This is a genomic window from Glutamicibacter sp. AGC84, from assembly GCF_053543575.1.
The window spans coordinates 191,725-205,693 of the sequence record NZ_JBLVOC010000026.1; the positions used below are offsets into that span (position 1 = coordinate 191,725).

Annotated in this window: 11 protein-coding genes; 3 read left to right on the forward strand and 8 right to left on the reverse strand. The window is 64.1% G+C overall.

All coding sequences use genetic code 11. The features are described from left to right. Positions 1-46: 46 nt before the first annotated feature. The 8 genes from ACNPN0_RS15495 to iolC form a co-directional block, all read right to left on the reverse strand. Complete coding sequence (locus tag ACNPN0_RS15495; protein WP_105656542.1) at positions 47-1,537, reverse strand: sugar porter family MFS transporter; 1,491 nt, start codon at positions 1,535-1,537, stop codon at positions 47-49. A 415-nt stretch (positions 1,538-1,952) separates the two neighbouring features. Next, on the reverse strand, positions 1,953-2,837 hold the full coding sequence (locus tag ACNPN0_RS15500; protein WP_105656543.1) for a sugar phosphate isomerase/epimerase family protein: 885 nt from the start codon (positions 2,835-2,837) through the stop codon (positions 1,953-1,955). Positions 2,838-2,844: 7 nt separating this feature from the next. Beyond that, positions 2,845-3,858, reverse strand: coding sequence for a Gfo/Idh/MocA family protein (locus tag ACNPN0_RS15505; protein WP_105656544.1), 1,014 nt, complete (start codon positions 3,856-3,858; stop codon positions 2,845-2,847). 40 nt (positions 3,859-3,898) lie between these two features. Then, a complete protein-coding gene (locus ACNPN0_RS15510; protein WP_133833846.1) occupies positions 3,899-4,819 on the reverse strand; it encodes a sugar phosphate isomerase/epimerase family protein in 921 nt (306 codons plus the stop codon). 30 nt (positions 4,820-4,849) lie between these two features. After that, positions 4,850-6,364 (reverse strand): CoA-acylating methylmalonate-semialdehyde dehydrogenase, encoded by a 1,515-nt coding sequence (locus ACNPN0_RS15515; RefSeq protein ID WP_448938143.1) that lies wholly within the window; start codon positions 6,362-6,364, stop codon positions 4,850-4,852. Positions 6,365-6,408: 44 nt separating this feature from the next. Then, the gene (gene iolD / locus ACNPN0_RS15520) at positions 6,409-8,340 is read right to left on the reverse strand and encodes a 3D-(3,5/4)-trihydroxycyclohexane-1,2-dione acylhydrolase (decyclizing) (RefSeq protein WP_448938242.1); all 1,932 of its coding nucleotides are present in this window, start codon (positions 8,338-8,340) and stop codon (positions 6,409-6,411) included. A gap of 30 nt (positions 8,341-8,370) precedes the next feature. Beyond that, on the reverse strand, positions 8,371-9,300 hold the full coding sequence (locus tag ACNPN0_RS15525; RefSeq protein WP_105656548.1) for a Cgl0159 family (beta/alpha)8-fold protein: 930 nt from the start codon (positions 9,298-9,300) through the stop codon (positions 8,371-8,373). Between the two features lie 2 nt (positions 9,301-9,302). Beyond that, positions 9,303-10,295, reverse strand: coding sequence for a 5-dehydro-2-deoxygluconokinase (iolC, locus tag ACNPN0_RS15530; RefSeq protein ID WP_105656549.1), 993 nt, complete (start codon positions 10,293-10,295; stop codon positions 9,303-9,305). A gap of 337 nt (positions 10,296-10,632) precedes the next feature. Between iolC and ACNPN0_RS15535 the strand changes: the two genes are divergently transcribed. The 3 genes from ACNPN0_RS15535 (at position 10,633) to ACNPN0_RS15545 (ending at position 13,944) form a co-directional block, all read left to right on the forward strand. After that, positions 10,633-11,640, forward strand: a complete 1,008-nt coding sequence (locus ACNPN0_RS15535) for a LacI family DNA-binding transcriptional regulator (protein ID WP_448938142.1) — start codon at positions 10,633-10,635, stop codon at positions 11,638-11,640. Positions 11,641-11,758: 118 nt separating this feature from the next. Further along, complete coding sequence (locus ACNPN0_RS15540) at positions 11,759-12,931, forward strand: Gfo/Idh/MocA family protein (RefSeq protein ID WP_448938141.1); 1,173 nt, start codon at positions 11,759-11,761, stop codon at positions 12,929-12,931. Beyond that, entirely contained in the window at positions 12,928-13,944 is a 1,017-nt protein-coding gene (locus ACNPN0_RS15545; RefSeq protein ID WP_448938140.1) for a sugar phosphate isomerase/epimerase family protein, read from the forward strand. The genes ACNPN0_RS15540 and ACNPN0_RS15545 overlap by 4 nt, the downstream gene beginning before the upstream one ends. The last annotated feature ends 25 nt before the right edge of the window (positions 13,945-13,969 follow it).

Sequence of the window (13,969 nt, forward strand, 5' to 3'; positions counted from 1 at the left end):
CCTTTTGGCGGGGGCTGGGCTCGCCAGCTCAGCGATGCGCCGGGATTCAGGCGTTGACCACAGGCTTGACGTGGTAGATCGCTCCGGTGGAAACATCCTCTTCCAGCGCTTCCAGCGAGCGTCCACGGGTTTCAGGCACCTGCGTGGCTACGAAGAACAGTGCCAGCACACCGATGCCAGCGAAGATGAAGAAGGACCCGGTAATCCCGATCCCGGAGACCAGCGATGGGAAGAACAGCGCCAGCACGCCGTTGGTCGTCCAGCCGAAGAACACCGAGATGCCAATGCCCAGTCCGCGCATATGCAGCGGGAAGATTTCAGCCAGCCATACCCAGACGGCCACGTTCAGGAATGTCTGCATGGACATCACGAAGGCAACCACCAGGATCAGGATCACCACTGGCCGGATCGGGCTGCCAACTGGCAGCAGCATGCCCGCGATAGCCACCAGCAGGTGGCAGGTGGTGGTCAGCGACAGGCCAATCAGGAACGTCTTGCGGCGGTCCATGCGGTCCATGTTGCGCAGGGCGATAATTCCGCCAATGACAGCAACCACGCCAAAGGCGATATTCGCCAGTACTGCCTGCTGCTCTGACATCCCGGATTCTTCCAGCACGCGCGTGCCGTAGTACATGATCGAGTTGATGCCCGTGAGCTGCTGAGTCATGGAAACGCCGATGCCGATGGCGATGATGCGCATCAGCCATTTGTTCTTCAGCACCGCTTTGATGCCCACCGGCTTGTTAGCCAGCTTTTCCTCGTCGGCGACAATCTCGATCTCGTGGACTTCGGCCAGTGCGCGTTCAGGCGAGCGCACGGTCTTGAGCACCCGCAACGCCTCGGCATAGCGGCGCTTTTCCACGAGCCAGCGAGGGGATTCAGGCATGCGCAGCATGCCGAAGAACAACGCCAATGCCGGCAAGGCGCAAATCGCGAACATGATACGCCAGATGCCATCCACGGTCCCGCCCAGAACGGTTCCAATGATCGCGTTCATGACGAAGGCGGCCAGCTGGCCCGAGACGATGGCCAACTCATTGCGGCCGGTGATCGAGCCGCGAATTTCATACGGTGCCAGTTCAGCCAGGTATACCGGTACGACCGTAGATGCGCCGCCGACGGCCAATCCGAGCATGATGCGTCCGGCAATCAGCACGCTGTAGCCAAAGGGCGAGAACGTTCCCAGTTCCGGTCCAGCAGGCGAAAAGACAACCAGCAGGCTTCCCGCGAAGAAGAGGACTGCCAGCATGATGATGGTTTTCCGCCGGCCCCACACGTCAGCGATCTGCCCACCGACCAGTGCGCCAATTGCGGCGGCGAAGACCAGCGAGCTGATCACCACGCCAATCTGCAGGAGATTCAGGCCCAGCTCGGCGGCCATCGGGCCTTCAGCACCGTTGGCAACACCTGTGTCATAGCCGAAAAGCAGACCGCCGAAACAGGCAACGATGGAGATTAAACCGAGACGTTTTGCATGGGGGCCCGGACTAAGGGGCGGCAGACTCGACTCTGCAGAAGCACTCTGCGCACTGGACATGGGGACTCCTTTGGATTGCCCGGGTGGAAGCGTGGCTGGCCTGCGGCCATCCATCGGATCAACTGCGATCCGGCTTCCTCCACTCGGTGCGGCGGGGGCCATTGAGCATTATTCCGGCCCCGTCGATAATTGAAAGTGATGGGCTTCACAGCCCTTATGTAAGGACAATACGTCATCAGTGTTTTCTGGGCAAGCATTCTTGGACATTTTGTCCTGGCGGATACTGCTTTTTGGACTGCCGCAGCCTCCCGGTCCGCCACTTCCCGGGACCATGCCCACAGATCATCACGGCATTTTGCGGCTCTTGCTGGATCCGCCTTCTGCGCAGGATGGCCCCCGGGCAGGACGACGAAAGCCGAACCCTTGCGGATTCGGCTTTCGTCATATTGCAATTCGGCTCGGGAAGCCGGTTTGGCTAGGCGCGAACGGCACGGGCAGCGTCAACGCGGCTTCGCATCTGCTCCAACTGGTATTTGGCGACTGCTACGGCGTTCTCGTTCTCGGCAAAAACGCAGGAGACCATCACGCTGTCCTGGCGGTCGGCAAATCCGTTGGCAACGAGGCCGGAGAAGAATTCGTCCCAGTTCACGTCGCCATCGCCAAGCTTCAGATGCTGGTGCACGCGCACCGCATTGCCCGGCGGGTTGGTGATGTAGCGCAACCCGTGCGAGGCATGATGGTTCATGGTGTCCGCCACGTGCACCACGCGCAGCCGCTCTCCCACTGCCTGCATGATATCCAGCGGCTTGTCCTTCATGTGGAAGGAATGCGAAGCAACGTAGACGAAGGACAGATTCGGCGAGTTCACCCCGCGGATCACCCGCCAAGCGGCCAGGCCTTCTTCGACAAAATCATCCGGATGCGGGTCAATGGCCACATTGATGCCCTCGCGCTCAATGATTGGCACGAGCTCTTCCATGGAACGGTAGAACGCCGCCTCGGACTCCTCGGCGCGTTCCGGCCGCCCGGAGAATTCAGTGTTCATCTGGTTCACGCCGAGATCCACGGCAATCTGGATGGCGCGCTTCCAGTAGCGCACCGCGGCCTGGCGCAAATTCTCATCGGGCGAGGCCCAGCGCAGTACCGGCAGCACAGAAGCGATCTCCACCCCGGAAGCCCGGCAACGGGCCGCGAGCTGCGCGACCAGGTCATCGTCGGCCTTGGGGTGGGTGAAGAACGGAATCATGTCCGCATGCGGTGTCAGCTGGATGCTGTCATAGCCCAGCTCCGCTGCCAGTTCCGGGAACTGGAGCAGCGAATGGGTGGAATGGAACGGGGTCGGGTCCAGTGCGTATTTCATGATGCCCTTAGCTGTAGAGATCCGGCTTGCTGTTCAGCTTGACTGCCACCTTTTCGCCGGTGCGCTGGGCTTCGACTCCCGCCTCGCAGCAGGCCGCGGTGGCGTAGCCGTCCCAGGCGCTGGGCCCGCCCAATTCGCCTCGCAGCGCGGCGTCCACCCATGACTGGATTTCGGTATCGTAGGCGGCGCCGAAACGCTCCTCGAAGCCCGGGGTGACCTTGCCGCCCCACTGCCCGGCGGTACGCACATACGGTCCAGCGTCATTGCCGATGGACACGATGCCCTCCTCGAAGGAAGCCTGGGTCGCCACCTCGTAGCCGAACTTCGCGTTGACGTAGATCTCCACGTCGGCAAGCACTCCGGTCGAGGTTTCCAGCAGCACGTGCTGGGGGTCGTGCTGGCCGTTGGGAGCATTGCGGGTGGCCTTGCCCAAGCGCACCTGCACCGAGGTGATCTCGTCACCGGTGAAGTAGCGGATGGCGTCGAATTCGTGGACCACCGAGTCGTTGATCAGCATCTCATTGGTGAAGCCCTCCGGGGTGGAGGGGTTGCGGTGCTGGTGGTGCAGCACCAGCAATTCACCCAGGCTCTCGTCCTCGATCAGCTGGCGCAGCTGCCGGTACTCGGCGTCGAAGCGCCGCATGAAGCCCACTTGGATGCGCTTGCGGCCCAGCTTGGCCTCGGCCTCGACGATCTCCCAGGAGGAAGCGGCATCGGGGGTCAGCGGCTTTTCGCACAGCACCGGAATATCTGCCTCGAGCACCGCCAGCAATGCATCGTGGTGCAGGAAGCCGGGGGTCGCCAGCAGTACCGCGTTGACCTCGCCGCCGGCGAGCGCCGCGGACAGGTCGGCGTAGCCCTTGGCACCCGGGATCCCGTCGATGGCCGCAGCGACCCGGTCGGTGTCGATATCGACAACGGCCGCGACTTCGGCTCCGGAAATACGGTGGTGGATCCGCTGTATGTGGTCGGCGCCCATGCGCCCGGCTCCAACGACGGCGACGCGCAGGTTATCTGGCACGATATGTCCTTTCAAGAATTCTTGGCTAGGTGGGGATTTCTTAGACGCGGCTGCGCGAGCCGCAGCTGAGCAGGTAGTCGCGGGTGCGGGTGGCGATGGGCAGCGGCACCGAGAAGTCGGCCACCGGGTACATGTCCTGTTCGACAATTCCGAAAATCGGACGGCCCAGCTTCTCCACTTCCTTCAAGACCTCGTTGAGGTCAGGCAACCCGGAAGGCGGTTCGCACATCACCCCGGCCAAGTTGGCCGCGGCCCAGGTCATGTCCTGTTCGCGGACCGTGGCCAGGATGTCCGGGTTGATCTGCTTCAGGTGCAGGTACCCGATGCGTTCCGGGAAGCGGCGGATCAAATCCACGCTGGAAGCTCCACCGTATTCGGCATGTCCGGTATCCAGGCACAGGGTGGTGAATTGCGGGTCGGTGAGCTCAAGGAACTTCTCGATGTCGCCCTGGCCGCAGACATGGGAGTCGGCATGGGAATGGAACTGCTGCTTGAGGCCGAATTCCTCCTGCAGGATCCTTCCCAGCCGGTCATGGCCCTTGGCCAGCGAATCCCAGGCCGAACCGTCCAGGGTGCCCGATTCGATGGCCTGGCCGGTGACGTCGTCGCGCCACATGGCAGGGATCACCACAATATGCTCGCCTCCCATGGCGGCGGTCAGCTCGGCCACCTTGCGGGCTGGCTCCCAGGCTTCTTCCCAGGCGCTGGCGCTGCCGTCGATGCCGCGGTGGAAGGCGGTGAAGACGGTGCCGGCGCAGACGTTCAGGTCGCGGGCGGCCAGCTCGTCGGCCAGCTGCGCGGGGTCGGTGGGCAGGTACCCGTAGGGACCCAGTTCGATGGTCTTGTAGCCGGCTTCAGCCACTTCGTCGAGGAAGCGCTGCCAGGGTGTCTGCTGGGGATCATCGGGAAACCAGACTCCCCAGGAGTCGGGGGCAGTCCCAATGGTGATGTTCTGTGCCATGGTGCGTACCTTATCTTCTGTTCAAGGTGCCTAGTTGGAGGGGAAGTTGAAGGTGGCGGCCGTGCTCTGGGCCGGCTCCGGCCAGCGCTGCGTGATGGCCTTGCCCCGGGTGTAGAAGCGCACGCCGTCCGGGCCGTAGATGTGGTGCTCGCCGAACAGCGAGTCCTTCCAGCCTCCGAAGGAGTGCCAGGCAACCGGCACTGGCAGCGGCACGTTGACCCCGACCATGCCTACCTGGATGCGGCGGGTGTAGGTGCGGGCGTGGGCGCCGGAGGAGGTGAAGATGGCCGTGCCGTTGCCGTAGGGGTTCGCGTTGACCACTTCGATGGCTTCTTCCAGGCTGTCTACGCGCAGCACCACCAGTACCGGGCCGAAGATCTCCTCGGTGTAGGCGCTCATCTCGCGGCTGACCTTGTCGATGATGGTCGGGCCGACAAAGAACCCGTTCTCGTGGTCCTTGACCACCAGGTCGCGGCCGTCGATGACCAGCGCAGCGCCAGCTTCCTGCGCCTCGCCAACGATCTTCTGCAGGCGGGACTTCGAGGCCGGGGTGATCACCGGTCCCATATCCGCCGCCTCGTCGAAGCCGTTCGAGACGTTGACGTTGCGGGCATGCTCGGCGAGCTTGTCCACCAGGCCGTCGGCGGCGTCGCCCACGGCGACGGCCACGGAGATGGCCATGCAGCGCTGGCCCGCGGAGCCGAAAGCGGCGGCGTTGATGTGGTCGGCGGCCAAGTCCATATCGGCATCGGGCATGATCACCGCGTGGTTCTTCGCTCCGCCCAGGGCCTGCACGCGCTTGCCGTGCTTGGTGGCGGTTTCGTGCACGTACTTGGCGATCGGGGTGGAACCGACAAAGGAGATGCCATCCACATCCGGGTGGGTGAGCAGCCCGTCCACGGTTTCCTTGCCGCCGTGCAGCACCTGGAAAACGCCGTCGGGCAGGCCGGCTTCCTTGAACAGCTCGGCGATCAGCAAGGCGGCCGAGGGGTCGCGCTCGGACGGCTTGAGGATGAAGGCGTTGCCGGTGGCAATGGCCACCGGTGCCATCCACAGCGGCACCATCACCGGGAAGTTGAACGGGGTGATGCCGGCGACCACGCCCAGCGGCTGGCGGAAGGAGAACACGTCGATGCCGGTGGAGACCTGGTCGGAGTATTCGCCCTTCAGCGACTGGGAGATGCCGCAGGCATACTCCACCACTTCGATGCCGCGGCTGATCTCGCCGGCGGCGTCGGAGAGGACCTTGCCGTGCTCGGAGGTGACGATGCGGGCCAGCTCGCCGGTGTGCTCGGTGAGCAGCTGCTGGAAGCGGAAGAGGATCTTGCTGCGCTTGGCGATCGATACTTCGCCCCAGGTTTCGGAGGCGGCCTTGGCCACGGCCACGGCCTGCTGCAGGTCCTCGCCGCTGGCCAGGTGCAGCTGGCCGGTGATTTCGCCGGTCGCAGGGTTGTAGACCGGCTGGGTGGCGGTGCCGGTGCCGGCGCTGGGCTTGCCGTTGATGTAGTGCAGGATTTCGGTGACTTCGGTAGCGGTAGCAGTCATGGGTTCACGTCTTTCGGTATTCGAGTTGGTCTGGTGCGGTACGCCTAGCCCAGCAGGGGCTTCTGGCGGGATTTGTGCTCGGCGTAGGTCTTGCGGGCCTCGGTAGTGGAATCCAGCTCGGCGACCTCGCTGACCGGCACATCCCACCAGGACTCGCTGGAGGGAGCATCGGCGTAGAGGTCGGATTCGATGTGGATCAGGACCGGTCCCGAACCCTCGGGCGCGGCCTTGGCCTGGGCGATGGCCGCCGAGAGCTCGTCGATGGCTTGGGGCCCGGGCTCGATCCGGATGACCTTCACGCCCAGCGACTCGGCGTTGGCAGCCAGGTCCACTGGCAAGGTCGCCCCTTCATCGAAGCTGTGGCGCTGGGCATCGAGCGTGCGGTACTTGGTGCCGAAGCGCTGGGAGCCCAGTGATTCGGACAGGGCCCCGATCGAGGCGTAGCCATGGTTCTGGATCAGCACGGTGATCAGCTTCAGGCCTTCGGCCACGGCGGTGACCAGCTCGGTGTGCATCATCAGGTAGGAGCCGTCACCCACCATCACCACGACGTCGCGGGACTCCTCGGAGCCTCGCGCGGTTTCAGCAAGGGCGGCGCGCTTGATGCCCAGCCCGCCGGCGATCTCGTATCCCATGCAGGAGAAGCCGTATTCCACGTGGTAGCCGAACGGGTCGGAGACCCGCCACATCTTGTGCAGGTCCCCGGGCAGCGAGCCGGCGGCGCAGACCACCACATCGCGCGGATCCATGGCCTGGTTCACCGCTCCGATGATGGAGTTCTGGCTGACCAGCGGGCTCAGCCGCTCGGCGAAGGCCGCATCAACGGTCGCGTCCCAGCGCTGCTTCTCGGTGGCGGCCTGGACTTCCAGGGCCCCCTCGACCCGGTATCCGGTCAGCGCCTCGCGCAGCGCGATCAGCGCCTTGCGGGCATCGGCGACCACCGGCAGCACGGTGCCGTGCTTGTAGGCGTCCAGCGCGGCGACGTTGATGTTCACGAACTTCACGTCCGGGTTCTGGAATGCGGTGCGGCTGGCGGTGGTGAAGTCCTCATAGCGGGTGCCGATGCCGATGACCAGATCCGCCTGCTCGGCCAGCGCATTGGCCGCGGTGGTGCCGGTGGAGCCGATGGCGCCCAGGGAGTACTTGGAATCCCACGGCAGCACGCCCACCCCGGCCTGGGTATTGCCCACGGGGATGCCGGTGGCTTCGCAGAAGGCGGCCAGCTCCTCGGTGGCGTAGGCGTACAGCACACCGCCGCCTGCGACGATCAATGGGCGCTTGGCTTCGCGGATCATCGCCGCGGCCGCGGCGATGTCCTCGGATTCCGGTGCCGGGCGGCGGATCTTCCACTCGCGCTCGGCAAAGAGCTCTTCCGGGAAGTCGAAGGCCTCGGCCTGCACGTCCTGCGGCAGGGAGATGGTCACCGCGCCGGTTTCGGCGGGGTCGGTGAGCACCCGCAACCCGTGGTGCAAGGCACTGGCCAGCTGCTCGGGTCGCGTGACCCGGTCGAAGTACTTGGACAGCGGGCGGAAGGCGTCGTTGACGGTGATGTCGTAGCCGTGCGGCATTTCCAGCTGCTGGAGCACCGGGTCCGCGGCGCGGGTGGCGAAGGTGTCCGAGGGCAGCAGCAGCACCGGCAGGCGGTTGGCGGTGGCCAGCGCCGCACCGGTGAGCAAGTTGGAGGATCCGGGGCCGATGGAGGTGGAGACCGCGTAGGTGGCGCGCCGGCGGGTGTGCCGCGCGTAGGCAACGGCCTGGTGCGACTGCGCCTGCTCATTGCGGCCCTGGTAGTACGGCATGAGGCTCGGGTCCTTGGCCTGCCACTGCTTCAGCGCCTGGCCCACCCCGGCAACATTCCCGTGGCCGAAAATCCCGAACATGCCCGGAATCAGCCGTTCGCGGTAGTGCGTGCCGCCGATGGAATCCACCGTGTACTGGCGGCCCAGGAATTCCACGACCGCCTGGGCAACGGTCATTGTGCGTGTAGTCATCGAGCTTCGTCCTTCTCAGCTGCGTACGGTTGCGGTGGTGTCCAGTAGCGATGCGGCGGTTGCCACGGCGGCGGCCACATCCCCGTCCTCGGGATACAGCAGGGTCCGGCCCACGGTCAGCCCCTGCACCGAAGGCAGGGCCAGCGCCGCCTGCCAGGAGGCGAAGACCTCGTCGGGACTGCCGGATGGATCCCCGCCGAGCAGGACCGTGGGCAGGGTGGTCGCGGCCATGACCCGTTCCATCTCCTGGACCACGGGAATCTTCAGCCAGGTGTAGGCGCTGGTTTCGCCCAGTCCCGAGGCGATGCCCATGGACTTGATCACTGCCTCCGGGCGCAGGTCGTTGACTACCTTGCCCTCGGCCCGCTTGGAGATGAACGGCTCGACCATGGCCACCAGCTGGTGCCGGGCCAGATCCGACACGGCGTCGGCGGTAGCGGCCAGGGTTTTCACGGTGTCCGGATCCTCGTAGCTGATCCGGGTGAGCATCTTGCCGCCGTCGGCGCCCAGGGCAGCCAGAGCGGCCGCGCTGTGCCCGGTAAAGCGGTCGTCGATCTCGTTGACCAAGCCGGTGAGCCCGCCGCGGTTCATCGATCCGAAGACCAGCTTGCCTTCCAGCGCGCCCAGCAGCAGCAGATCATCGAGGATATCGGGCGAGGCCAGCACCCCGTCGCAGGCGGGGTTCTGCAAGGCGATCTGCAGCCGGTCCAGCAGCTGGCGGCGGTCGGCCATGGCCGTGGCGCGCTTGCCCACGGACAGGGCGCCGCGGGCCGGGTGGTCGGCGGCGATGATGAAGTTCTGCCGTCCCAGCACCGGGCCGGCGTGCTTCCGGCGCAGCGAAGCGGCGCGCTGCACCGAGGCCGGGTCTTCCAGCCGCTGGCGGGTAATGGATTCGTAGCGGCGCGGGTCTTCCCGGTCCACTGGCAGCTCTGATGCCTGTTTCATATCTAGACCAGGTCTTTCTGGGAGTCGGGTACGGTGCGGCCGCGCTCGGCCAGCAGGGCATTGACTTCTTCCGGGTCCGGCATGGCGTCGGAGCAGGCAACCTTCGAGGCCACAATGGCTCCGGCGGCATTGGCGTAGTCAAGCACCTGTTCCAGCGGCCAGCCGGAGAGCAGTCCGTGGCAGAAGGCGCCGCCGAAGGAATCTCCGGCACCCAGTCCGTTAGCGGTCTGCACCGGGACCGGCGCGGAAACCACGCGCTCGGTGCGGGTTTTGGCCATGACCCCTTCGGGGCCGAGCTTGACCACGGCTATCTGCACACCGGCCTCCAGCAGGCGGTCGGCTTGCTCATCCGGGGTGCCTTCGCCGACGGCTACCGAGCATTCGGTGTCGTTGCCGATGGCCACGGTGGCCGATGGCAGGGCACGCGCTACCTGTTCGCGGGCCTGTTCCACGGAGTCCCAGAACATCGGGCGGTAGTCCAAATCCAGAATGGTGAACTGCCCCTGGGCCAGGGAATCTGCTGGGCGGGCGGCATAGGCTGCCAATTGCGCGGTGCGCGAAGGTTCGCGGCTCAAGCCGGTGACGGTGCTCCAGAAGATCCTGGAGTCCTTGACCGCTTGGAGGTCGATGTCGCTGCTGTCGATGTTCCAGTCCGGCGCCATCGGGAAGCGTCCGTAGAAGTACAGCGGGAAGTCGTCCGGCGGCATGATGGCGCAGAAGGTGACCGGCGTCTGCAACGTGGCGTCGCGGGCTACCTGGGTGCGGTCCACGCCGAAGCGGTCCAATTCGCGTTCCAGGAATGTGCCGAAGTCGTCGTCGCCGATTTTGGTGATCACACCGGCTGCTCGGCCGTGCCGGGCTGCCGCCACGGCGACGTTGGTGGCGGAGCCGCCGAGGTACTTGCTGAATGTGTTCACATCCGCGAGGGAAACGCCGATGTCATTCGGATACACATCGACGCTGATGCGTCCGAGGGTGAGTACGTCGTAAGTCACGCAGATCGACGTCCTTTCGAGTCAGAAGTTCAGGGATCGGCCAACTGCCGAAGATGTGAACGGTGCCACAAGAAATACTTTGCACCATGAATTCGGCACTGTCAAAGGTTTGTACTGACATATTTACAACATGAGTAACATGATGTGGACAAATCCCCGGAATTCCGGGGTTTTCCATCTGTTTCGGACGTTGAAAATAAAAAAATTTCCACATGCCATGTCCTGGCTCCATGGCGTGGCCCGCGAAGTTCCACGCGTCGAAACCGCCCCGCACGGTCGTGCGCTCGAGCAAAACGCTAGGCTCTTAACGAGAACAACCGACACCCCAGGAGGAACTGTGGCCGCAGAACGCCGTCGAGCGACCATCTACGACGTTGCCCAGGCCGCAGGTGTTTCCAAGTCGCTGGTATCCCTGGTGTTGCGCGGCTCCCCCAGCGTCTCGGAAGCACGTCGCGCGGCAGTACTGGCCGCCATCAAGGAACTGGATTATCGTCCCAGCCAGGCCGCCACGGCACTTGCCGGCGGCACGAGCCAGACGGTCGGCGTGGTCATCGACGACTACACCAACGTCTGGTTCGTGGAACTTTTGCGCGGGCTCCAAGAAGGACTGGCCAGCGCAGGATTGCGCATTGCAGTTTCCGACCGGGCGCTCAACGCCCACGTCGGGTCGGACCCGCTCGATGGATTCCTCAGCACCCGGGTAGAGGCTTTGGTACTGGCCACCGAACCGACTCCTGCCATGCGCTTTCCAGCGCAGGTTCCGGTCATTGTGGCCGGCAATCGCGCCACCCAGGTTCGCGGCGCGGACATTTCTTCCAGTGACGACAGGCTCGGGGCACGCCAAGCCATCGAGTACCTGGTTTCGCTAGGCCACCGGAATATTGGCCACATCGCCGGTGGCGGCGGAGCCTCGATGCTGCGCCTGGCCGGGTACCAGGAGGCAATGAAGGCCGCGGGACTCGAAGAGCGCATAGTTTCGGTCAGCGAACTGACCACCGAAGACACCGGCTACCAGTGCGCACGGCAGCTTTTGGGCGAAGCCCCGGAAACAACGGCCATCTTGGCCGGCAACGACTCAATGGCCATGGGAGCCATGGCAGCCGCCCGGGAAGCCGGCCTGTCGACACCTGGGGATTTGTCAATCATCGGCTACGACAACTCGCCGCTCTCCGGCACCCACCTGCTGCGCCTGACAACCGTGGATAGCCGCAACCACGAGCTTGGATTGCACGTGGCCCAGCAGGTGCTCTCCCGGCTCGCCAATCCCGAACGCGAAGCCCAGCGCGTGCTGATGGAGCCGCTGCTCATCGAGCGCGGCACCTGCGCGGCACCACGCCGGCCCTGATTCCTTCCAGTTCCAAACCTTCTCCTGCAGACCCCTTGACCGCGATCTGAAATAGGTTCTAGACTTTTTTGGAGCGCTCCAAAATATTCCATGAACAGCTTTCATCCAGGAGAATTCCATGACAAAAACCATCGGCATTGCCGTCATTGGCGCCGGCATGGCCGGGCTGTCCCATATCGCTGGGTACCGCACAGCACCCACCCTCTACAGCTCCGACTTGCCACCGCTTCGCTACGTTGCCGTGGCTGACGTGAACACCGAGCTCGCAGCCAAGGTCGCCAAGCGCTACGGCTACGAAAAGGCGCTCGGTTCCTGGCAAGAGGTGGCCGCAGATCCAGATATCGACGTGGTCTCGGTAGTTATTGCCAACCGTTTCCACCGTGAAGCAGTCGAGGGCCTGCTGGCTGCCGGCAAGCACGTTTTGTGCGAAAAGCCGCTGGCTGACACCCTTCAAGAAGCTGAAGCGATGGCCACCGCGGCCCGCAACGCCGACTCCGTGGCCCGCGTTGGCTTCACCTTCCGCCGCACCCCGGGCATCGCCACGATCCAGAACCTGATCGCCGATGGCACCCTGGGCAAGGTGCTGCATTTCTCCGGACGCTACTGGACCGACTACGGCCACAACCCGCAGGCACCGATGAGTTGGCGCTTCAAGGGCCAGCCAGGCTCGGGCGCACTGGCCGATGTGGGAAGCCACCTGGCCTACGTTGCCGAATTCCTGGCCGGCGAGATTCTTGCGGTCAGCGGCGGCCAGCTGAGCACCAGCATCACCGAACGCTTCCTGCCAGCCGGCACCGTCACCGGCCACGATCTCGTGGAACTGAGCGACACGTCCGAGCCGGTAGAAAACGACGACTACGCGGCGTTCAACGTACAGTTCGCCGGGGCCGCAGGCAGCCTGGAAGTTTCCCGCGTGGCAGCCGGCCACCCCAATACGCTGACCTTCGAGGTCTTTTGCGAGAAGGGCGCCGCACGCTTCAGCCAGCTGCGTCCAGCGGAAATCGAAATCATGCTCACCGAGGGGCCTTCGGCAACCAATGGCTACCGCACGGTGAATCTCGGCTCGGAACACGCCTACCTCAGTGGCGGACTGCCCATGGATGCGCCAGGTGTCGGCTTCGGCCAGAATGATGCCTTCGGCTACCAGGCGCGCGCCTTCCTCGACGAGGTCTGCGGCCTGGGCAATGCACTTCCCATCAACGCAACATTCGACGAGGGCGTGCACAATATGCAGGTCCTCCAGGCGGTCGTGCAGTCCGCTGCCAATGACGGAAAGAAGGTTTCACTGTGAAACTCGGAGTCTACAACGCAATCCTCCACAACCGCCCGCTGGCCGAAGCCCTGGAGGTCATTGCCGCCCAGGGACTGACCGGCATCGAGTTGAATACCGGCGGCTTCTTGCCCCCAGTGCACGTGCCGAACATCGATGAAATCCTGGAATCGGACATCGCTCGCGATGCTTTCCTCGCCCAATTCGAAGGCACCGGCGTGGAAATCTATGGGCTGAACTGCAACGGCAACCCGTTGCACCCCAATCGCGAAATCGGCCAGAAGCACGCCGAGGACATTCGCCGCTCCATCAAGCTGGCCGCGCGCCTAGGCCAGGCCCGCGTGGTCACCATGTCCGGCCTGCCCGCTGGGGACCCCAAAGCTTCGACCCCGAATTGGGTAGTCAATGCCTGGAATTCGGCAGCCCTGGACCAGCTGGACTATCAATTCGGGATTGCCGCGGAATTCTGGAAAGAAATCGATGAGCTGGCTGTCGAACACGGAGTCAAGGTCGCTCTGGAGCTGCACCCGCAGAACCTGGTCTTCAACCCTGCAAGCTTTCGGGAGCTGTTGAAGCGGGCGGGTACCAGCAACATCGGAGTTGAACTGGATGCTTCGCACCTCTTCTGGCAGCAGATGGATCCGGTGGCCGTTGTCCGCGACCTGGGCCCATGGGTCTTCCACGCAGCAGCCAAGGATGTGCGCGTCAATCCGAATGCGGCCATCCAGGGCGTATTGGATAACAGCTTCCGCAAGCTGGGCGAAGACGAACCGCGCACCAACCTCGGCGGGGATGAATGGGCGAACGAGTGGCCGAAGAATTCAGCCTGGGACTTCGTGGCTTTGGGCAAGGGACATGGCACCGCATTCTGGACCGAGTTCTTGCGCGCATTGCACGAGGTGGATCCGAAAATGATGGTGAACATCGAACACGAGGACACCGAGCTAGGTGCCGTTGAGGGCCTGGAAGTCGCCGCCAAGGTACTCATTGAGGCCGACGCGGCCCTGCAAGCTTCATTGGCCGCAACCTCCTAGGATCCTCCCGCTGGCGTGCAGAAGC